This is a genomic window from Paenibacillus methanolicus, assembly GCF_008124765.1.
GTDB classification, from domain to species: Bacteria; Bacillota; Bacilli; order Paenibacillales; family Paenibacillaceae; genus Paenibacillus_Z; species Paenibacillus_Z methanolicus.
The window spans coordinates 251142-271642 of record NZ_VNHS01000001.1 but is presented as its reverse complement, the minus strand read 5'-3'; the positions used below and the strand labels follow the sequence as shown (position 1 = coordinate 271642).

Here is a 20501-nt window from a genome sequence, read left to right as displayed (position 1 = left end):
TGGATGGAATGTGAAGGCGCCGGCCCCTTCGGAACCTCGGGCGTCCAATACGCGCGCGAGGGCTGAAGGCTGCCGGCGCACGGCGAACCGTTACTGTGCAGCAGATCCCGTATAGGTGTTCACGATCTTGTCGTACTTGCCGTTCTCCTTCAGCTTCTTCAAGCCGTCGTTCAGCTTCTGCAGCAGCTCGCTATCGTCTTTCTCCACCGCCATGCCGTAGAAGTCGCCGTTCAGACGGTCGCCAACGATTTTCAGGTTGGAATTCGGGTCGACCGCGATTTTGTAGGAAATGACCGGGAAGTCCTCGATCGTGACGTCCGCATTCTTATTCGACACCTCTTGGTACATGGCCGGGCTGTCGTCGAAGTATTTCACTTCGGCGCCATATTGCTTAGCCAGTTCTTCCGCTTTAATTGCGCCGGAAGTGCCCTTCTTGATCGCGATCACTTTGCCCTTCAAATCTTCGGGGTTGTCGATGTCGGCCGTATCCTTGTGCACGATCAGGGAGAGACCTGCTTCGTAATATGGCTCGGTGAAGTCCACGACCTTCTTCCGCTCCTCGGTAATGCTGATGCCCGCGACCGCGCCGTCCAGCTGGCCGGAGGTAATGCCCGGGATGATGCCTTTGAAATCCATCGGCTTGATCTCGACCTCGAAGCCCTCTTCCGCGGCGATCGCGTTCAGCAGATCGATGTCGATGCCCACGTATTTGCCGTCCTTCTCGAACTCGAATGGCGGATACGTCGCGTCCGTGCCGAACACGTACTTCTTGACCGCTTCCCCGCCCGCTCCGCTTGCCGCGTTGTCCGTATTTTTGTCGCCGCAGGCGCTAAGCGTGAATGCCATCATGGCGCAAGCCGCGATCAGTCCGATCTTCTTTTTCATGAGAAACCCACCTTTATCGATAGTGTGAAGCAGTATCGCTTTCTTGGAAGTTATCGTATACGGCGCACTACGCAAACCTACGCGATCCTACATGTGTAATTACAAAATGTGATATTAAACATGACATCGAATAATTATGTAATCGCTATCACTTACATGGGAAATGTGAAATTCCCATGTTACGGACAATTCCAAGGGAAATAGGTCACATTACCTCACGCGATTTCACGCGTTGTTCTATTTCGAGGGAAAAAGGCGAAGCAACTACTATTCAGTTTTCCGAACACAAACCAAATAACCGTTCCACGCGGGCTTCGGCCCGACATCGAACGGTTGCGTTAGCGAGTTATTCCATTTTGCCCAGCATCTCGACGTGCAGCACTTGCAGAAATTTCTTGATGTTGACTTTGCTCTTGCCTTCCGGCTGCTCTTCCTCGATCGCCTTCATCTTCAACCGCACGTCCTGGAAATCGAAATAGAGCGGCGCGTAGTATTCGAACTTCGGATTGCTGTAATCCGTCAGCCCGATCGACGCCATGTTCGCGAGCGCCGCCATGACCGCCCGGCGAAGCCGCTGCTCGATCGCCTTGCTCTCTTTCTCGATCTCCTGTTCCCCGCGGCCCCCGCGAGCCGCCGCTTCGTACAGCTCCTTCAGCGCCGGGAACGCGTGACGATCCGGCTGTTTCGCCAAATATTCCATCATCGCCACGATATCCTTGCTGCCGCTCTCGCCCATGATTCCGAGGTCCATCAGAATCGGCTTCACCACTTCGCGAGGCTCGAGCGTCTTGCGAGGCGGCACGGATTCGAACATGTCGAACGCGGAGAGCGACTGTTTCATCTGCTGAATATGCCGTTCGTATTTCAGCCTCTCCCTTACGTTCGCCAGCACCGCTTCCACCTCGATGCGGTTAATCGGCTTATGGATGAAAAATTCGATGCCGGCTTGGTAAGCCTCGCCGACCATCTCCTTGTTCTCGACCTGCGAGATCATGACGAATTTGCCCGCGAACCCCCGATTCTTCAACTGCCTTACCGTCTCGATTCCGTCTTGGTCCGGCATGAGCAGGTCGACGAGGACGATGTCCGGCCTTGCGCCGAGCACCGCTTGCACGCCTTGTATGCCGCCATCCGCCATGCCTGCCGTCTCGCCAAGCCCGCATTGCTCGATGATGCCTTGGAGCATCCGCCTGCTGACCGCGTCGTCATCGATAATTACGTATGTAATGGCCATATCCGTTTCCCCCTTGCTGCTACACGATTGCCCTCTTCAATACACGCATGACGAACGTCGTCCCGTTTCCTTCGCGCCGCGCGATATCTAATTGACCGCCCAGCGCCCGCGCGATATCGCGCACATGCGACAATCCGATTCCGGTCGCGGCGACGCCCGCCTCATTGAATTTCGTCGTGTATCCCGCTTCGAATACGATCGCGCGATCCTGTTCCGGAATGCCCTTCCCCGTATCTTGGACTTCGAACACAATCTCCTCGCCCGCTTCGTAGACGCGGATCGCGATATGACCTCCCCGCTCGATCGCTTCCACCGCGTTCGCCGTTAGATTGTTGAGCGCGGTCAAGAGCGGAATATAATGCGCCGTGACGAAGCGCGCCTGCATGTCCACTCGGAACGCGATTGTCTTGCCCAGCATCTCACCGTACTTCGAGTTGCCCTTCACGACATGATTCATCAGCTCCTCGATCTCCATGTTCACGGCCATCTCGTTGTCGTACAGCTTCGACAATCCGGCAAGGATGCGCTGCGAATCTTTCTTCACCTCGTGAATGCGCTGGGCGATGCCGAGCGCCTGCTTGCCATAGCCGCTCTCGCTTGCGCCGCTTAATTGACGGTACAGCGTGAAGCTGTCGGCGGTGATCCGTTCGATCTCGTCCATCGATTTCTTCAGATAGAAGGTCTCGCCGTACAAGCCGGAGCCGATGTTCAGCATCTGCTCCATCCGCTTCTCCTGCTCGGCGTGGAGCGCGCGCATCTGGCTGACCGAGATGCTGCTGTACAGGCCAATGACGAAGAAACTCCGGACGAACGCGATGGCCAGCAAATTGAACCATTCAAGCAAATAAAAAGCCTCCGCGCCGATGAATAGCCCTCTTAGCAGCAGTTCCGCTTCGTTCGACGCGAAATCGACGATCGCGACGAAGCCTCCGAGCAGTAGCGGATGAAGTTTATCCGTCCGTTTCAAAATATGCATCATGCCGTACGCGTACACCACATAATAGATGCCCGCCGGCAAATTATGCTGCAGCGCGTCCGCCACGGACCACGATTTCGTTTGGAGCATCCATTCGCCGCCCTGGAACATCACGCTGACGATGCCGGTGAACAGACCGGTCCACATATACGGGATATTGCGCATGAACAGCAGGAACAGCAGGAAGACGCTGACGCCCAGGCCGATGCGGAACGAATCTCCGGTGAACGGGTAAATTTTGAATTCCGAGCCGATGCCCGACGCGACGGCGATAACCGCGATTTGCAGTTTCTCCTTCTTGAAGAGGTTCTTCATGGCCGCCCTCCCTAGTCAATGATCGTATTATAATCATTTTGACCGGCTATGTGTAGAGCGGGCGGCGCGTTCAAGGCTTCCGATCGAGACTCGATTCAGCATTCAATGCCGGGACATGATCAATACTTGATGCCGAGCAGGATCAAAATTTGGAATTCTCCGGTTCGTCTCAAGACATAATAGCCGATATCCGAAGCTATCGCGATCCCGCCTGCGCCGACCGCGCAGCATTGGCCGGCTCGGCAGCTCCCGTCGTCGCGGACGAGCAGCTTGCCCAACATGCCGACCGCGACCCATTCGGGACGCTGCGCCCTCGGCAAATAGGGGACAGCGGGATCCCACGCCGGATTTAGCACGGGCCTACGCTCGCGGCGGCCGGGGGCGACCGTTTGCCCCTCGCGATCCGTCACGGCCGGAATGTCCTCTTCGCGGTAGACGATTCTCCCCCACTCGTCGGTCACGTATTTCCCATGCCATCTCAGTTCGCCGCTGTCCGCCACGATCGCCGGCCTCGCGCTCGTTACCCCCGCGATAAAGCGGTCGCCGGGCAGCGCGAGCCTTACTTTAGCCGCTTCGAACGCGACAAAGTAACCGGGTTCGATCGGCTTGCCGTCCGCCGTCTCGAACATCTCCGCGTAATCGGCGGCCGGCGTGCTGAGCGCGCCGTCGATCTTCACGTTGCCGCTGCTTAGAATTTTGGCCGCGATGCCGAGCTCCAGCTCGCTGTTGCCGTTCGCCAAGTACCACGAGTACGACTCCTCGTTCGCGATGCCGAACCGGCCCATCACGTGAGCGCCGTCGAGTCCGCCGGCTTGCGTTCCGAGCCCTTGCGCATGCGAGAACAGGCCGTCGGCAACAGTCAAGGCCCCCTGCGCATGCGAAGCCAATCCGCTCGCCGTCGTGATCAAACCTTCGGCATGCGCGCCTTGACCGGACGCGATCGTCTGACTGCCTTCCGCATGCGAGAGGTCGCCGCTCGCCAAGGTCCGCTGCCCCTCCGCGTGCGCGGCGATTCCGCTTGCCGTATTCAGATTCCCTTCCGCATGCGTCGCTCGGCCGCTGGCCGTATTGCGCTCGCCCTCGGCATGCGCGCCTTGACCGGAGGCGATCGACTCCATCCCTTCCGCATGGGAGTCGAGTCCGGACGCTTGCGTCAGCTCGCCTTCGGCATGCGCGTTAAATCCGATGGCCATCGTTATCTGGCCCTCCGCATGAGAATGGCTGCCGATTGCGCGCGTCTCGTTCCCTTCCGCGTGCGCGTAGAGACCGCTCGCGATCGCCCCGCCTCCCTCCGCGTGAGAGCCTGGTCCGACGGCTTGCGTGAGATAACCTTCCGCATGCGAGGACGACGCGTTCGCCGCCGTGCCGAACCCTTCCGCGTGCGCGTTGTCGCCCGGCGCGCGCGTCGCTTCGCCCTCCGCATGGGCGTATACGCCCGATGCTACTGAACCGCCTCCCTCCGCGTGGGAAGCCGGGCCGATGCTCTGCGTGAGGTAACCTTCCGCATGGGAAGAGGCTCCGCTCGCGATCGTCTCGCTGCCTTCGGCTTCGGAGCAAGCTCCCGTTGCTTGCGCGTTGCATTCCGCCATTGTAATCACCGTCTCCTTCCGCTACATCTTCATGCGTTCCGGAACGCGGGCAGGTTCACCTATGTAATGGCCTGCTCGCACGCGCGGACGCCGTACCAGCGACAAAAGCTTGCCGCCCGCAAGCGGGGGCAAGCTTTCGTCTTTCCGTTATTAAGTTGGAAGGTTGAAACGTGCGACATACACTTCAAGACCGGACGGCACGGATTTTTGCGTAAGCTGATTATTCGCTTCATCGAAGATGCGCAGCGTGTAGCCAACGGTCGTGAGCGTCGGGATGTTGTTGAAGCGAGCAACGCCGAAATCGTCGAATTCCGCCGTGAGCGTAATCGTGCCGCGCGTCAGCGTCGCCGTCCACCCCGGCGTATCATACGGCAGGTTGGTTGTCGTCTGTTGCACCGCAATGACGTGGAACCGCTCCAGCGTCTGTCTGATCCGGCGTTTCTTGCGCGCCGCCGGTTTTTTCACGGCCGACTTTTTGACGGCTTTAACGGCAGCCTTCTTCACGACTTTCTTCGTCAAGCTCTTTTTGCTAAACATCAAGTCTATCAACCCTTTCTTTTGAGGATACTCTAATAGATGCCGGACAGGCTCGAAAGGAAACGATCCATCTACCTATTTTTGAAAGAAACGTCGATAGCCGCTTCTCCTTGATAGATTGAATAGATTCGCCTCCGATGAACCCGCGCGCGCGCCTCCTCATAACATGTCGGAAGAGAGGTGAACAGCCGCGTGGAAACCGGACAAGAAAGACCGCGCAAGAAGAACCATCCATCGTATAAAATGTGTCCCGCGTTAACTCGCAGACGCCGGCAAGTCAATTCCACATCGGGAAGAAATCCGAAGTTGCGCATCATCGTGAAAATGAAGCAAAGCCCGTCCCCGCTCGCCATCCGAATGCTGCGCAGAGAGCTAGGCCAAGAAGCATTGCCCGTCCGTCGGCGGCTCGCGATTTTCTCGGCCTTCTCCACGGTCGTGTCGCGTTCCTGTCTGGATAAGCTGTGCAACTGCAAAGGCGTCGAGAAGGTGTACTTGGATCGGAAACGATCCGCCACGCTTCATGTCGCGTCGCCTGCGATCGGCGCGCCTCAAGCGCGCAGATTTAGCGGACTGACCGGCAAAGGCGTCAACATCGCCATCGTGGATACGGGCGTGTACCCGCACCCCGATCTCATCCGTCCGCTGAACCGCATCGTCGCGTTCAAGGATTTCGTGAACGGCCGCAAGCATCCTTACGACGACAACGGCCACGGCACTCATCTAGCCGGAGACGCCGCCGGGAACGGTTGGGCAAGCAAGGGTAAATACGCGGGCGCCGCGCCCGAGTCCGGCATTGTCGGCGTCAAGGTGCTGGATGCCCTCGGCGATGGTTACGACTCCGACATCATCGCCGGCATCGAATGGACCATCGCCAATCGCAAGCGATTTCGCATCCGCATCCTTTCCCTCTCGTTAGGAGGCCCTGCCGTCGGCGGCTGCCAAGACGACCTGCTCTGTCAAGCGGTCGAACGCGCGGTCCGATCCGGTATCGTCGTCGTCGCCGCGGCGGGCAACAACGGACCAGGCCAAGGCACGATCGAATCGCCGGGCAACAGTCCCTCCGCGATTACGGTCGGCGCCGTCGACGATCGGCGCACGATCGCGCAGGCCGACGATCGCCTCTCCTGGTACTCGAGCCGGGGACCGGCCAAGGGCGGGCTGCGCAAGCCCGATCTCGTGGCGCCCGGCGAAAGCATCACCTCGCTGCGGGCGCCGAGCTCCGCGTTGGACCGGGAGCTCGCGCATCAGCGCGTAGGCAGACGCTACTTCTACATGAGCGGCACCAGCGTGTCGACGCCGCTCGTGGCCGGCGCCGCGGCGCTGCTGCTTCAGCGCTGCCCGTCGCTGACCCCGTCGCAGGTGAAGACGGCCTTGAAGCGCGGCGCGTTCCGGCTCGGCCTCGGCGCGAACGCCGGCGGAAGCGGAGAAGCGAACGCGCGGTTCTTGATCGGCCGGAGCGCACGCAGCCAGGCAGCGCGGCGGCAACGGAACTGAATCTCGGACGGCCGCAATAACGCGGCTCTCCGCCTACATACCGACCGATCGTTCGACCGCGCTTTACGATTGACCCTCATACCCGCCGAACGCCGCTCATACAATAACGGATAGCGGCCCGCAGTACATATCCGAGGGAGGTGTAGCCGGTGACGATCCGTGTCTTAACCCCGTGGGAGGAACATCGTTTCTGGGTGGAAATCTTGCAGGATCATGCCTATTTCGTGCGCGACCATTTGTCCGTCTCGGAGCAGGAACCGATTCGGCTCGCGCAGTCGTACATCGACGCGTTTCAGTCGTTGTATAACGAGCTGCATGCCTTGGACAAGAACGGCGATTACCGGAATCCGGGCTTAGTCGCGTTCGCGCGGAAAGCTTGGCCGGTCGCGAACGGGTATTTTCAGCTGGAGGGCAGCCTTCAGCGCGCGCGCATCGCCAACCGGGTGAATCTGAATTTATCGCCGACGTATTTGAACGGCACGTTGAACGAGAATCAGGAATATTTGCGTTTACTAGGGTACATGACGCACGGCCAAGCTCCGCCGCCGCTTGCGCTCGTCGACTTGATGGATCTCTGGCTGGAGGATCAGCTCGGACACGCAATCCTGCTCATCAACGTGCTGGACCCGGCGGAGCACGGCATTCGCGCGCGAGCGCAGATTCACTTGGACGCCTTCCGGGCGTTGTTCAGCCAGAACGAAGTCATTCGGGGCTATCTTCGCTTCTCCCCGCCGGGCATCCCCGTCCAGCTCCGCTTGGCCAGGGAAACGCTGGCCGCCGTGAATGGCTTCTATGAGTTCGTGCTGGAGATCATCCATCTGTACCGGTCGACGGCGCTGCTGGAACGGACGACGCTCCGCTTCTTGGAGCATCATCTACCCGAGACGTGCTATTTCATCCGCAAACTCGCCGATCTCGTGCCGGATGTAACCATATCCGCGCATTGTTCGCTGACCAAGCCCACCTTCGTCGATAATCAGAAGCTGCCGACTAACCCTCCGGTCGTATAGCCTCCGGTCGTATAGCCTCCGTATCGTATAGTTACATGGGCGATTGACAAAAAGACCCTTGAACCCGAAACGGGATTCAAGGGTCTTCGAATTAAGCCTTACGGCTGCAGCTGCCAGAGCGCCGGCACGTTAGATGGCTCCCAGCCGGTCAACGACGTGTGCGCCTGGAGACACTTGTAAACAGCGCCGTTGTAGGAGACGAGCGCGCCAGTCGCATATGCGGCGTTGGCCGTCCACGGCGTTGCGCTCGGACCTTGAGCCGTCGTCACGGTTACGGCGTTGCTCGCGGCGGATTCATTATTAGAAGGATCATAAGCTCTGACGGTGAACGTATAGGACGTATTCGGCGTCAGACCGGCGACCAGCTTCTCGTAGGAACCGCCAGACACCGTGTCGATGAGCGCCGAACCAGCGTAGATGCGGTATTCCGCAATGCCGGAAGCATCCGACGATGCGCTCCACATTAAAGTCAGCGAGTTGGAACCCGCCGCGCCCATGACATGCAGTCCGCTCGGCGCCGTCGGCGGCGTACTATCGACCGGCAGCGGATCGGTCGTCACCATCACGGCATTGCTCGCCGGCGATCGATTGCCGGCGGCGTCATAGGCTTTGACCGTTAACGTATGGGTCGTGCCCGCGGCTAGATTGGTCACGTTCACGCTAATCTGATTACCAGGGACGGTCGCGATCGGAGTCGCGTTCGCCCCGGCGTAAACCTCGTAGCCCGAGACGGCGACGTTATCGGTTGAAGCGCCCCATGTCAGCGTCGCCGTCGTCGCGCCGACCGCCGTCGCGTTCAAGCCGGACGGCGCCGTCGGCGCCACGTTGTCCGACGCGCCGAATTGGACGTCGATCGCGTTGTACCACGCGTTGCCCGTATCCGCGATATCCCAGACGGCCAGGATGATGTGATAGCCGGTTCTGGCCGGCACGTTGCAGCTGTGCGACAGCGTCGCCGGCGGTTGCTGGCTATTGCCGTTCACCGTGCAGAACGGCGTTAGATTAAGCTGATCGCGAGTCAGCGGCGCGTTCGGATTCCAGTTTTCCTTCGTAATGAAGTAGCGATAGCTCGTCGTCGCATGGCGAGCCGTGAATTTCCACGTGAACGTATTCGGACCGCTGCTCATGCTTGCCTTGTTCCACCGCGTCGCGGATTGCTGATCGAGCGTGGCGAAGCCGGCGAGCCCCGCGCTCGCGATCTTGCCGTCGGCCGGACCGGCGGCCGGGAAGCCCTTTAGTCCTTCCAGGCTCTGCGGCTCGTAGATGATCGGTCCGCAGTTCGCGTTCAAGCCGTTCTTGCATTGAATCGCCCGGCTAGCCGGCGAGTCGACGTAGCCATGAGCGGATGCGGATTGCGCGAGCAGGAAGGATAGCGCGATCGCGAACATCAGACCGCCGCAGGCGATAAGCAACCGCTTGGTAAGCACCGTATTCAGCCTGACTTGATTCATCGTCACATGACCTCCTGGATATTCGATTGACATGCTCGACCATTCATACTTCGTATTGCGCGAATGTTAGATCCATCCCCTCCTTTCTACCGAATAAGACAAGCCACTGCCGAGAATGATCGGATCTCCCCCTTACGATCGATTTATATAAACTCCGAAGAGCTTATACCGAGCTCGAGAACTTGGACCGGGAACGCTTAATAAATAGAACATGCAAAGAAACAACCTCGAATCGTCCCCGCCAAATAGGCGGCAATAACGGGACGAACGCGTCGGATCGTCTGCGGATCCTTACGCTTGTATGCCGACAGTTCTGTTAATTTTTAGTCGCATTACTATTTAAATGCGGATGCTTACCGTTTGATTACACCAATTTGACAAAATGGGCAGCTTGTACTTTTTCTCAGCGATTACTTCGCTTAACGGCTCGGCCTGTCTTGCTTGAATGACAAAAAAACCTTCGGCCTGAACCGAAGGTTTCCCGCTTGCTCCTATACCGCTTGCCTTGCGTTACTCGAACAAATCGCCCAGCACGTCGAGCACGTTTTTCTTCTTCTTGTACGGATACTTGCCGCCGTGCCCGTGGCCATAACCGCCGGACGAGTGGCCGCCGTAATAGCCTTGCTGGCCAGGCTGCGGCGGGTAGTACTTGCCGTCTTTGGGCTTCTGTCCATATTGCGGCGGCGGCGCCGAATGCGACCCGTAGCCGCCGGATGGCGGAGGCGGCGTATTGCCGTAGTTAGGCTGTCCGTAGCTTCCGGACGAGCCGCCATAGCCGCTCTGCGGGTTCGAATTCGAATATCCCCCGCCCGGCTGCGGGGTCCAAGCAGACGGCTGCGAAGGATTACCCGGCGGCTGCGCGGACGGCTTCGTATACTGGTCGAACAACCCGCCGGCAGGCGGATTCGAAGCCGGCTGACCTCCATAATACTGCTGCTCCATGCGCGAATACTCGTTCTGCAGCGTTCTGACGTCCTTCAGCAGTTTGTCGAGCTCGCCGCGGTCAAGCCATACGCCTTTGCAATCCGGACAGACGTCGATCAAGACGCCGTCCTTCTCCACTTCCCGCATGCGGACATCGGTACAGATCGGACATTTCATCGCTCTTGCCTCCTAGGATACGTTTTCAATAATCGTACCATATACGCCGTTCGCGCAAAATAGTTACAAATTCGCGCATCGCCCAAGAACCCCCGTTCTTGTCGGCTATAGGACTATTTTCTTCTATCTCCCGCTGTTTATCTTATATTTACGGACCCCGTCCTCATCCATTACGCTGGAATAAAGCGTTTACTTTCTAGCTTGAGGGGGATTTGCCTTGAAACTCGATAACCTCGAACGTAAGACGACAACCAAATTCGCCTACACCGTCCCGGCCAACGGGTACCCGGAGTGGAACAACAATCCGGATATTTTCGCGCTTAACCGGATGCCCGCCCATGCGGCGTTCATGCCGTATGCGTCCGTCGAAGAAGCGATCCGAGGCGACCGCGACGCATCCGCCAGCTATTTGTCCTTGAACGGCACCTGGAAATTCAATTGGGCCGCCAATCCCGATGCCCGGATCGCGGGCTTCGAGCAGGACGCGTTCGACTGCGGCGTATGGGCGGACATTCAAGTGCCCGGCCATTGGCAGTTGCAAGGCTACGATTATCCGCAATATACGAACATTCGATATCCATGGGAAGGCACGGAGGAGCTAAAGCCGCCGTTCGCCCCGACGACCTACAATCCGGTCGGCTCCTATGTCCGTCAGTTTACCGTTCCGGCATCTTGGGACGGACAGTCCGTCTACATTAGCTTTCAAGGCGTGGAGTCGGCGTTCTATGTATGGGTGAACGGCGATCTCGTCGGCTACAGCGAAGATACGTTCACGCCGGCCGAATTCGATCTGACGCCATATCTGCGCGAGGGCGAGAACAAGCTCGCCGTCGAGGTGTACCGCTGGTGCGACGCCAGCTGGCTGGAGGATCAAGACTTCTGGCGGATGAGCGGCATCTTCAGGGACGTCTACCTGTATACCCGCAAGCCGGTTCATATTTACGATTTCTTCGCCGTCCCCGATTTGGATGAGCGCTATCGCGACGCGCAGCTGACGATTCGAGCTGATATCGCCAACGATTACGAAGCCGGACACGCCCTCGCCTACTCGCTGGAAACGATGTTGTTCGACGCATCCGGCGCGCCGGCGCTCGATCAGCCTCACGTGCTGCAGGCGAATGTCGTACCCGGCGATTCGGTCACCGTGCAAGGCAGCATTCCCGTCGCTAATCCTGCGAAGTGGAGCGCCGAGCAGCCGAACTTGTACACGCTCGTCCTTTCGCTCCGCGACGAGGCGGGCGCCATTACCGAGACGGTCAGCTGCCGCATCGGCTTCCGCAAGTTCGAGATTCAAGACGGGCTGATGCGAATCAATGGCAAGCGCATCGTGTTCAAGGGCGTGAACCGCCATGAATTCTCCTGCGATCACGGCCGTGTCCCAAGCCGCGAAGGCATGCTGACCGACGTCAAGCTGATGAAGTCGCATAACATCAACGCCGTGCGCACCTCCCACTACCCGAACGACTCGGCATGGTACGAGCTGTGCGACGAATACGGCCTATACGTGATCGACGAGACGAACTTGGAGACGCACGGAAGCTGGTCCTACAACCAAAGCGAGCTTGGCGACTTTACCGTGCCGGGCAGCCGGCCGGAGTGGACGGCCAACGTGATCGACCGCGCCAACTCGATGTTCCAACGCGACAAGAACCACCCTTCCGTGCTCATCTGGTCGCTGGGCAACGAATCGTTCGGCGGCGACAATTTCATCCGCATGCACGATTTCCTGCGGGAAGCCGATCCGAGCCGGATCGTGCATTACGAAGGGGTATTCCATTGGCGCGCGTCGGAGGATGCCTCCGACATCGAGAGCCACATGTACACCCGTCCGGACAAAGTCGAGCAGTACGCCCAAGACAATCCGAGCAAGCCGTTCATCTTGTGCGAATACGCCCACGCCATGGGCAATTCCGTCGGCGGATTACATCATTACACGAAGCTGTTCGACCAATACCCGATTCTGCAGGGCGGCTTCATCTGGGACTGGGTCGATCAGGCGATCCGTCAGTACGGTGAAGACGGCAAGCCGTACATGGCCTACGGCGGCGATTTCGGCGAAAGCCCGCATGACGGCAACTTCTGCGGCAACGGCCTGCTGTTCGCCGACCGCGCCGTCACGCCGAAGCTGCTCGAGGTTCGCAAATGCTACCAGAACGTCGACATCGAAGCGGTCGATTCGGCGAACGGACGGTTCTCGATCTGGAACAAATCGCTCTTCACCGATCTTAACGCCTACGCGGTTCGTTGGCAGATCACGGAGAACGGTCATGCCGCCGGAGAAGGGACGATTGCGCTCGCGGTCGAACCGGACGGCAGGACGGAATTCGAGATCGAGCTGCCGAAACGCCAAGATCCGTTCGCGGAAGCGGTAGTCACGATCAGCCTCCACTTGAAGGAAGCCGCCGCATGGGCGGACGCCGGTCACGAAGTCGCTTTCGAACAGTTCGTGCTTCCGGCCGCGGCACTCAGCGCCCGCGTCGGCGCATTGGCAGCGGACGGATCCGTGACGCTGACGGACTCGGCTTCCGAGCTTGCCGTCGAGGGGAACGGCTTCCGCGCGGTATTCGACAAATCGAACGGCGCGCTCGTTTCCTGGTCTTCCGGCGCACGCGAGCGTCTGCTCGCGCCGCTCGTCCCGAACTTTTGGCGGGCTTACACGGACAACGACCGCGGCAACAAGCATCACGAACGATGCGCCACTTGGCGCGATGCGGGCCGTGATCGGCGGCTGCTCGCTTTGACATGGGAAGCGCTGCAAGACCGCGTGCTGATTCGCGCGAATTTCGAACTTCCGACGACGAACGTCTCCGCTTGCGCCATTCAATACGCGGTAAAGGCGAGCGGCGAGATCGACGTGTCGATGGAACTCGCTCCGGGCGCCAATCTGCCCGAGATTCCGGAGATTGGCCTCATGGTACAGCTGAATCCTTCGCTCGACCGGTTAACCTGGTATGGCAAAGGTCCGCATGAATCCTACTGGGACCGCGAGAGCAGCGCGAAGCTAGCGATTCACGAAGCCCTTGTCGCTGACCAATTCGTGCCCTATCTGCGACCGCAGGAGTGCGGGAACCATACGCAAGTGCGCTGGGCGGAGATTACGAATACCGAAGGCGAAGGGCTGCGCGTCGAGGCCGGCTTGCCGATTGAATTCAATGCGCTTCCGTATTCCCCGTCCGAACTGGAGACGCACGATCACGTGCACCTGCTCCCTCCGGTCTCGAAAACGGTACTGCGCATCAATCATAAGCAAATGGGCGTCGGCGGCGATGACAGCTGGGGTACGAAACCGCACCAGGCTTATTGGCTGGAAGCGAACCGTACGTACGCATACTCGTTCCGCATGAAGCTCATCTAAACAGCAAGAGACCTCCGCGGCTGGCGCCGCGGAGGTCTCTTCGTTTATCCCGCTGACGACCTGGGCTATAACGCTCCGAACTTGGGACGAGCAGATCGCGCTAGTCAGGATCGAGTGACGTCGAAATCCAAGCCATTCTTGCCGATGCCGGCGAATCGAGTCGCTTTGTGGCGATGACACCCCGCCGAACGCGTCGAATGTTTGCCGTTTGAACTCGTCGTGTTCTATCCACGCCTATTTCCGTTTCCCGGTTAATTAGCTCTCCTTTCCCTTCTTTTCATGCGCAAGGTGTGATTTAATGAGCCTGTATACAGAAACCTATTTCTATTTGTTTTTAGATTTAATCCCATTTTGTGGTTATGCAAGGAGGTGTTGCGATCAACTTTAACCCGAACATCACGATTAATCACGCACCTGGCACCAACCATCTCGTTATTATGAAGGAGGAATTCTTAGTGAACCGTCTCGCCAACATCCGTCAATCGCTCAAGACCAGAACCGTCGCCCTCGCCGCAGGCGTCATGCTCGCCAGTCTTATTCCGTCGCTCGTATCGGCTTCTTCAACGGCCGCGCTCGTCGACACGCAGGCGCCAACCGCGCCCACGAACTTGAAATTCACGTCCGGCAACTCGACGAGTCTGTCCATGAAATGGGAAGCGGCGTCCGACAACGTCGGCGTAGTCGCTTACGAGATATATCGGACCAATTATGGCGTGCTCGCAGGCGTCGTATCCGGTTCAACGCTTACGTTTACCGATACCGGCCTGAATCCCGGGACGCCCTACTCCTATTCGGTCAAAGCAGTGGACGCCGACGGCAACCGCTCCGGTTGGAGCAACCCGATCGGCATTACGTTGCCTAATTCGTAACCTATTTCCTCGCTAGAACTAGAGAACCGCGGCCTGAACGCGGTTCTCGTTTCTCGTTTGCCAGACGCCCCCTGGTACGGTGAGGATCGCGATCCCGTAGGCTTCGACATCCATGCGCCGGAACATCTCCTTCACGTCGACGCGGACTTCAGGTACACTCGAATTAACATCTGCGACCTGGCTCCGACTCGAACGCGAAAGGAACTTCGATGATGCCGTTTACGTTTGCCCACCCTGCCTTTGCTCTCCCGATCAAGAAGGCAGCTCCTCGCTTACTTAGCGCAACCGGACTTGTATTAGGAAGCATGGCCCCGGATTTCGAGTATTTCGTGAACCTGGAACCGCACGCCACGATCGGCCATTCCGCCTGGGGACTGCTGCTGCACGCGCTGCCGCTTAGCGTTCTGTTCGCTTTCTTGTTTCATCTGATTGTGAAAACGCAGCTCGCCCTTCATTTGCCCTCGGCATTAGCGCTCGACCGGCGAGCCTATCGGCTGCTTGGGACATGGAAGCTGAACACCTTGCGAGCGTGGATCGTATTCCTCTACTCCGTCGCCATCGGCTTTATTACCCATGTCGTTCTCGACGCGTTCACGCATCAATCCGGCTATGTCGTGCTTCATTGGCCGCTGCTGCGAGAACCTGCGCTATTCGGGCTGCCGGTGTTCAAATGTCTTCAGCACGGCTTATCCTTAATTGGGCTTATCTTCGTCGCCTTCCTTACGATATCGGCTCTTCTACGGGCGAAGACGGATCACGTAAGCATGCCGTTCGTCTCCGCGCGACGCAAAGCATGCTTTTGGATCGTGGCCGTCCTCGTCGCCGCGCTCGTCGCAATCATCAAGCTGGTCGTGTCGGAGAGCGGGAACACGCTCGGTATTCTTGTCGTCGCGCCGCTGTCCGGCTCCTGTCTCGGACTTGTCGTCAGCTCCGTCATTTTCGGACGCCGGCGGTGATGGCAGCACGATCGGAAATTACGCAAGGCCCTCGCCCAAGCAATCGCTTAGGAGAGGGCCTCGTTCATTGGTTCGACGAGCCGTTAATTGTAATACGGCCAGCCGCTGGAATCCCAGTACAAGTCGCTGATGAGCAGCTTCGGATTGCCGTTGTCGGCCGCGCTGTAAGCATGGCGGACGATCAGGTTCGTGCTCGGCACATCCTGGCCGCCTGGTCCGATCCAAGCCGCGTTGCCGCTATCGATCACCGTCGCGCCGCCGTTCAACATCGACGTTCCGTCTTTCGCGTAATAAGGTCCGAACACGCTGGTCGAACGGCCGACGGCAACCTTATACGTGCTGTTCGTGCCTTGGCAGCAGTTGCCGATGGATACGAACAGATAGTAATAGCCGGTGCTGCCGTTGTAGATGACGCTTGCGCCTTCAATACCGCCGGATTTGGTTGCGACGCGGTAGGAATTGCCGGTCGGCTTCATCGTATTCTTGTCGATCGCCGTAATATAGATGCCGGCGAACCAGGAGCCGAAGGCCATGAACAGATTGCCGTTCTTATCGGCAAACACGTTCGGATCGATCGCGTTGTACGTGGAGGACGAGTTCGAACTCACGACCACGCCTTGATCCACCCAGTCCCCTTTCGCGATCGAGGTGCACGTAATCAGACTGATCGCGGACGTATTGGAGCCGAACGAGGAGATGGAATAGTACAGATGGTACTTCCCGTTATAGTAATAAATATCCGGTGCCCACACGTCCAGCTTCGTATGATTCGGCACGTACTGGCTCCACCAAGCAGGCTCGGTCGCGAATACTTGGATGCCGCGGGTGAACGACGTCCCGTTCGACGAATACAGCACTTGGATGCCTTGGCCCGTGCTGAATACCCATGTCGTGCCGTTCTCCACGATGTACGCCGGGTCATGAACGCCGATATCGCCCGACAGCGCTCGAGTGGAAGCGTTTACAGGAAAGGCCGCCATAAGCAATAACAAAGCAGACAATAACACCAGTGTTACATTCTTCTTACTTCTCTTAATCATGTTAACACGCTCCTATTTGTTGGAATGAAGACGCGTTTCTAGTAGACAGCTCTCACCTCCCTTGACACGCGATTCGCATTGTTAGCGTTTACAATTCGCGTTATAAAAAGATTATTTCACCCTTCTACTCGAATGCGACCTTGAAACGATAAGGTTCGGGCTGCCGAATTAGAAGGAGATGAAACCGCGAAATCTAAGATTAATAATTTCATTAACGTTATAACAATAATATTTATTTTGTATTCATAAATTAGCTCAATTCTTCGTATTAGTCAATCTTTTTTATTGATTCATTTAAAAAATGAACAAAAAGCACCGCTTTACATGGAAAGCGGCACGATAGGCATCCTTCTATTAAGCTTGTCATTCCTAGTCGAATTGACGTGATAGCGAGCAAAAAAAAGCGCCACAGGTATAAAGACCCGTGACGCCGATTTTGGTGTGCAAACCATGCAACGAGTTCGGGCTGCTCCCAAAGGCATTCCCTGCCATGCTTAAAGCAGTTGTTCGACGAACGTTCCCAGTTCATATCCGTGACCGTATGAGGTGTCTACTAGCCGTTCCGCCCCGCTTATGACATAGGTGGTCAGCTTCAACATGCCCAGCAAAACAAGCATGGCCGATAGAGGCGAGGTCAGACGGAACCACTTCTCGAATTGGCGACGCATCGCCTTCGGCCTCCCTTCAATCTTCCGGAATATAGTAATTATCGTCGCCGATTTGAATGCTGTCTATCGCGCCCTTCTCATCCAGATCGTGCAGGAAGAATAGCGTGCGCCGAACGCTGCCGTCTCCGAAGTAGAGATCGAGCGTATTGCCCTTGATTCGATACGTGCCGCCCGTTTCGGAGGTACCCGCGGAATTCGTCGAGCTCACGATCAAGTCCAGGGAACCGAGCGAAATATCGGTGCTTTCGAACGTGCCGTCTTTGTTGAACGTAATATACGATGTGCTTGAACTGGAGGCCGCGTTTATGCCGATGAGTCCATAGTAGCTGATATGCTTGAACGTGCTGTTTAGTTTGAGACCTGCCGTTACCGGGTCGACCGGGAAGAGCACGACGTCGTTGATGGTCAGATGGCCTTCCTTCGACTTCTTGATCGAATACGAGGTCCCGTCTGCAAGCGTCATCTTCCCGTTCGCGATCTTGTAGGTCGAACATCCGTCGCGCTTGCAATCGATCGTCTCCGGTCCGCCGTGCGGCGGCGATCCGACGAGCACTTGCTTACCTGGCATGAACGTGTAGGTATCCCAGCAGGCGCCGCCGCATTCGTAGCCGCCGAAGTCGTCGCGGAATCCGTAATACATGCCTTGGAGCTTGGCAAGATCCACCTTCTCCGGGCCTGGCTTGTACGTGCCGCTGCCCTTGTACTTGTTCTCGACCTGGGCGGGATCCGCCTGCTTGACCGGCTGCTGTCCCGCGGACGAGGAACCGCCGCTCTGTTCGCCCCCGGTGCCTTGGCCGTTCCCGGCTGCTTCATCCCCGCCCGAAGCCGGCGGGTTGTCTGCCAGCGCCGCGAGCTGTTCCTGCAGCTGCTCCTTCGTCATGCCGAGCGCCGTCCACAGCGCTTCGGTTACGATCGTGATCTCCCGGTTCTTCGCGTCCCAGTGCACGATCGCGCCGGTCGCTTCGCCCACGAACCGCAGCGGGATCAGCACCGTGCCGTTCACGCTGAACGCCCCCGCGTTCAACGCGACCTGTTCGCCGTTCACCGTCGCGGTGGGATTGTCGGTAGAGAGCGCGATCTGCAGACCGTCCTTGCTGCCCGATACGGTCTTCGTTTCTTCTTCCCAAGACACCGTCATCCCCATCGCCTCGAACATCGCCCGGAACGGCACGAACATCGTGCCGCCGCGCACGACGACCTCCTGCTTGAACACGAGCTCGCTCGTGTCGACGAATACCCGGATCGGGCTCTCGCCTTGGCCTCGCGCAGCCGCGGGCCACATCGCCATCATCATGGCCGCGATCAACGCGAATACCGCCGACCGCTGCCATCCTGCCTTCAACACCTTCAACTTGGATTCCCTCCTCCGTGCTTCCCTGCCCTTCGATAGAGACCATCGACAGATTACCAGAATCAGCCAACTTTTAACAGGTTCCAAAGTTATGGCACATTTAGACTATGCCGTGACCGAAACAACCGAGAACGCGCCCTGCCAAACGTAAACCAAGCAGTTAAACGTCCTGCAAACGCAGCAATAATGAACCGAAACGCAAAAACAGCAAGCCGCCGGGACTCCCCGGCCTGCTTGCTGCCTGCGTTTCGTCGGCCCGATCGCCGACGGTCATGCTTATTTCGGTTGAATGTAGCCTTCCGCCTTCAGCAGCTCGGCGATCAGCACCGCGCCGCCGGCCGCGCCGCGCAGCGTGTTGTGAGACAGTCCGACGAACTTGAAGTCGTACAGCGAATCTTCGCGAAGACGTCCGACCGACACGCCCATGCCGCGCTCGATGTCGCGGTCGAGCTTCGTCTGCGGACGATTCTCTTCCTCGAAGTACGTGATGAACTGCTTCGGCGCGCTTGGCAGCTCGAGCTGCTGCGGACGGCCTTTGAAGTTCAGCCAGCGCGCGAGGATTTCGTCCTTCGACGGCTTCTTCTCGAACGAGGCGAATACGGTTGCCAGGTGGCCGTCCGTTACCGGAACGCGAATGCATTGGGTCGTGATGAGCGGCGAGCTGGCTTTGACGATCTGTCCGCCCTCGACGCTGCCCCAGATGCGAAGCGGCTCTTGTTCGCTCTTCTCTTCCTCGCCGCCGATGTACGGAATGACGTTATCGAGCATATCCGGCCAGTCGGTGAAGTTCTTGCCTGCGCCCGAGATCGCCTGATATGTCGACGCGACGACTTGGGTCGGCTTGAAATCGAGCAGCGCGTTTAGCGCCGGCACGTAGCTTTGGATCGAGCAGTTCGGCTTGACGGCGATGAAGCCGGCCTTGGTGCCCAGACGTTTGCGCTGCGACTCGATGACCGCGACGTGGCCCGGGTTGATCTCCGGAATGACCATCGGGATATCCGGCGTCCAGCGATGAGCGGAGTTGTTGGAGATGACCGGCGTGCCCGTCTTGGCGTACGCTTCTTCCAGCGCCTTGATTTCGTCCTTCTTCATGTCGACCGCGCAGAAAATAAAATCGACGCCGCCCGCGACTTCTTCCACTTTGGAAGCGTCCTGCACGACGATTTGTTTGACCGCATCCGGGATCGGGGTGTCCAGTTTCCAGCGACCATTAACGGCTTCCTCGTAAGTTTTGCCCGCGGAGCCCGCGCTCGCGGCGATCGATGCGACCTCGAACCAAGGATGACCATCCAGCAGCTGCACGAAGCGCTGGCCGACCATGCCCGTACCTCCAACGATACCTGCTTTTAATTTTTGCGACATATGCGTTTCATCCTTTCGGGTAATGTAATGGGAAGATGATTGCGGCAACCTATTAAAACCTATTCAAACCGGCGAAATCGGTTACGATTCGCGCGCGGACCGAAGACGACGGCAACCAAGGCGAAACGTCTATCGTCTATTTTAGCGGCGATAAGCGTTACGTTCCGTCAGACATAAAAAAAATCCCACCCCCAAGACGCAAGTCTCAGGGACGAGATTGGAATACTCGTGGTACCACCCAGATTCGCCAAGACGTCGCCGCCCTTGGCCTCTTCAAGTACGACGCCTACGGAGCAGACGCTTATACT

The 20501-nt window shown here is 58.0% G+C and carries 16 protein-coding genes and 1 other annotated feature (1 of these 17 only partly in view); of the genes, 5 read left to right on the top strand and 11 right to left on the bottom strand.

What is annotated here, in order from left to right; genetic code table 11:
* Positions 1-90: 90 nt before the first annotated feature.
* The 5 genes from BCM02_RS00975 to BCM02_RS00955 form a co-directional block, all read right to left on the bottom strand.
* Positions 91-885: a transporter substrate-binding domain-containing protein gene (locus tag BCM02_RS00975; RefSeq protein WP_148927188.1), complete on the bottom strand. Its 795-nt coding sequence runs from the start codon at positions 883-885 to the stop codon at positions 91-93.
* A gap of 346 nt (positions 886-1231) precedes the next feature.
* Complete coding sequence (locus tag BCM02_RS00970) at positions 1232-2119, bottom strand: DNA-binding domain-containing protein (RefSeq protein WP_187433944.1); 888 nt, start codon at positions 2117-2119, stop codon at positions 1232-1234.
* 19 nt (positions 2120-2138) lie between these two features.
* Complete coding sequence (locus BCM02_RS00965) at positions 2139-3410, bottom strand: sensor histidine kinase (RefSeq protein WP_148927187.1); 1272 nt, start codon at positions 3408-3410, stop codon at positions 2139-2141.
* A gap of 119 nt (positions 3411-3529) precedes the next feature.
* Entirely contained in the window at positions 3530-4999 is a 1470-nt protein-coding gene (locus tag BCM02_RS00960; protein WP_148927186.1) for a peptidase G2 autoproteolytic cleavage domain-containing protein, read from the bottom strand.
* Positions 5000-5149: 150 nt separating this feature from the next.
* Complete coding sequence (locus tag BCM02_RS00955; RefSeq protein WP_148927185.1) at positions 5150-5539, bottom strand: hypothetical protein; 390 nt, start codon at positions 5537-5539, stop codon at positions 5150-5152.
* A gap of 303 nt (positions 5540-5842) precedes the next feature.
* Here BCM02_RS00955 and BCM02_RS00950 point away from each other — a divergent pair, with 303 nt between their 5' ends.
* Together BCM02_RS00950 and BCM02_RS00945 are read left to right on the top strand one after the other, a co-directional pair.
* Positions 5843-7030, top strand: a complete 1188-nt coding sequence (locus BCM02_RS00950) for a S8 family peptidase (protein WP_187433943.1) — start codon at positions 5843-5845, stop codon at positions 7028-7030.
* A gap of 149 nt (positions 7031-7179) precedes the next feature.
* Complete coding sequence (locus BCM02_RS00945; protein ID WP_148927183.1) at positions 7180-8040, top strand: DUF2935 domain-containing protein; 861 nt, start codon at positions 7180-7182, stop codon at positions 8038-8040.
* Between the two features lie 98 nt (positions 8041-8138).
* Here BCM02_RS00945 and BCM02_RS00940 read toward each other — a convergent pair whose 3' ends face one another.
* Together BCM02_RS00940 and BCM02_RS36530 are read right to left on the bottom strand one after the other, a co-directional pair.
* The gene (locus tag BCM02_RS00940) at positions 8139-9491 is read right to left on the bottom strand and encodes a lytic polysaccharide monooxygenase (RefSeq protein WP_148927182.1); all 1353 of its coding nucleotides are present in this window, start codon (positions 9489-9491) and stop codon (positions 8139-8141) included.
* Between the two features lie 510 nt (positions 9492-10001).
* Positions 10002-10592: a TFIIB-type zinc ribbon-containing protein gene (locus BCM02_RS36530; protein WP_425466133.1), complete on the bottom strand. Its 591-nt coding sequence runs from the start codon at positions 10590-10592 to the stop codon at positions 10002-10004.
* A gap of 217 nt (positions 10593-10809) precedes the next feature.
* Between BCM02_RS36530 and lacZ the strand changes: the two genes are divergently transcribed.
* The 3 genes from lacZ to BCM02_RS00920 all read left to right on the top strand — a co-directional run bounded on the left by lacZ (position 10810) and on the right by BCM02_RS00920 (position 15772).
* Positions 10810-13947 carry a beta-galactosidase, LacZ type gene (gene lacZ, locus BCM02_RS00930; protein WP_246183133.1) on the top strand — a complete coding sequence of 1046 codons (3138 nt, stop codon included), beginning with the start codon at positions 10810-10812 and terminating at the stop codon, positions 13945-13947.
* 455 nt (positions 13948-14402) lie between these two features.
* A complete protein-coding gene (locus BCM02_RS00925) occupies positions 14403-14816 on the top strand; it encodes a fibronectin type III domain-containing protein (protein ID WP_246183132.1) in 414 nt (137 codons plus the stop codon).
* Positions 14817-15025: 209 nt separating this feature from the next.
* A complete protein-coding gene (locus BCM02_RS00920) occupies positions 15026-15772 on the top strand; it encodes a DUF4184 family protein (protein WP_342791289.1) in 747 nt (248 codons plus the stop codon).
* A gap of 83 nt (positions 15773-15855) precedes the next feature.
* On the opposite strand, the gene BCM02_RS00915 is transcribed toward BCM02_RS00920, so the two are convergent.
* From BCM02_RS00915 to asd, 4 genes are all read right to left on the bottom strand, one after another.
* The gene (locus tag BCM02_RS00915; RefSeq protein WP_148927179.1) at positions 15856-16812 is read right to left on the bottom strand and encodes a family 43 glycosylhydrolase; all 957 of its coding nucleotides are present in this window, start codon (positions 16810-16812) and stop codon (positions 15856-15858) included.
* 494 nt (positions 16813-17306) lie between these two features.
* Positions 17307-17480 (bottom strand): hypothetical protein, encoded by a 174-nt coding sequence (locus BCM02_RS35095; protein WP_187433942.1) that lies wholly within the window; start codon positions 17478-17480, stop codon positions 17307-17309.
* A gap of 16 nt (positions 17481-17496) precedes the next feature.
* Entirely contained in the window at positions 17497-18825 is a 1329-nt protein-coding gene (locus BCM02_RS00910) for a stalk domain-containing protein (RefSeq protein ID WP_246183202.1), read from the bottom strand.
* 282 nt (positions 18826-19107) lie between these two features.
* Complete coding sequence (asd, locus tag BCM02_RS00905) at positions 19108-20193, bottom strand: aspartate-semialdehyde dehydrogenase (protein WP_148927177.1); 1086 nt, start codon at positions 20191-20193, stop codon at positions 19108-19110.
* Between the two features lie 204 nt (positions 20194-20397).
* Positions 20398-20501 (bottom strand) — a binding site (T-box leader) (it continues 165 nt past the right edge of the window).

What these genes read in the sequence shown, in the direction of transcription:
- BCM02_RS00970 (WP_187433944.1), bottom strand. Translation starts at nt 2,119, where the DNA reads ATGGCCATTACATACGTAATTATCGATGACGACGCGGTCAGCAGGCGG.
- BCM02_RS00915 (WP_148927179.1), bottom strand. Translation starts at nt 16,812, where the DNA reads ATGATTAAGAGAAGTAAGAAGAATGTAACACTGGTGTTATTGTCTGCT.
- BCM02_RS36530 (WP_425466133.1), bottom strand. Translation starts at nt 10,592, where the DNA reads ATGAAATGTCCGATCTGTACCGATGTCCGCATGCGGGAAGTGGAGAAG.
- asd (WP_148927177.1), bottom strand. Translation starts at nt 20,193, where the DNA reads ATGTCGCAAAAATTAAAAGCAGGTATCGTTGGAGGTACGGGCATGGTC.
- BCM02_RS00920 (WP_342791289.1), top strand. Translation starts at nt 15,026, where the DNA reads ATGATGCCGTTTACGTTTGCCCACCCTGCCTTTGCTCTCCCGATCAAG.
- BCM02_RS35095 (WP_187433942.1), bottom strand. Translation starts at nt 17,480, where the DNA reads ATGCGTCGCCAATTCGAGAAGTGGTTCCGTCTGACCTCGCCTCTATCG.
- BCM02_RS00965 (WP_148927187.1), bottom strand. Translation starts at nt 3,410, where the DNA reads ATGAAGAACCTCTTCAAGAAGGAGAAACTGCAAATCGCGGTTATCGCC.
- BCM02_RS00940 (WP_148927182.1), bottom strand. Translation starts at nt 9,491, where the DNA reads ATGAATCAAGTCAGGCTGAATACGGTGCTTACCAAGCGGTTGCTTATC.
- BCM02_RS00975 (WP_148927188.1), bottom strand. Translation starts at nt 885, where the DNA reads ATGAAAAAGAAGATCGGACTGATCGCGGCTTGCGCCATGATGGCATTC.
- BCM02_RS00960 (WP_148927186.1), bottom strand. Translation starts at nt 4,999, where the DNA reads ATGGCGGAATGCAACGCGCAAGCAACGGGAGCTTGCTCCGAAGCCGAA.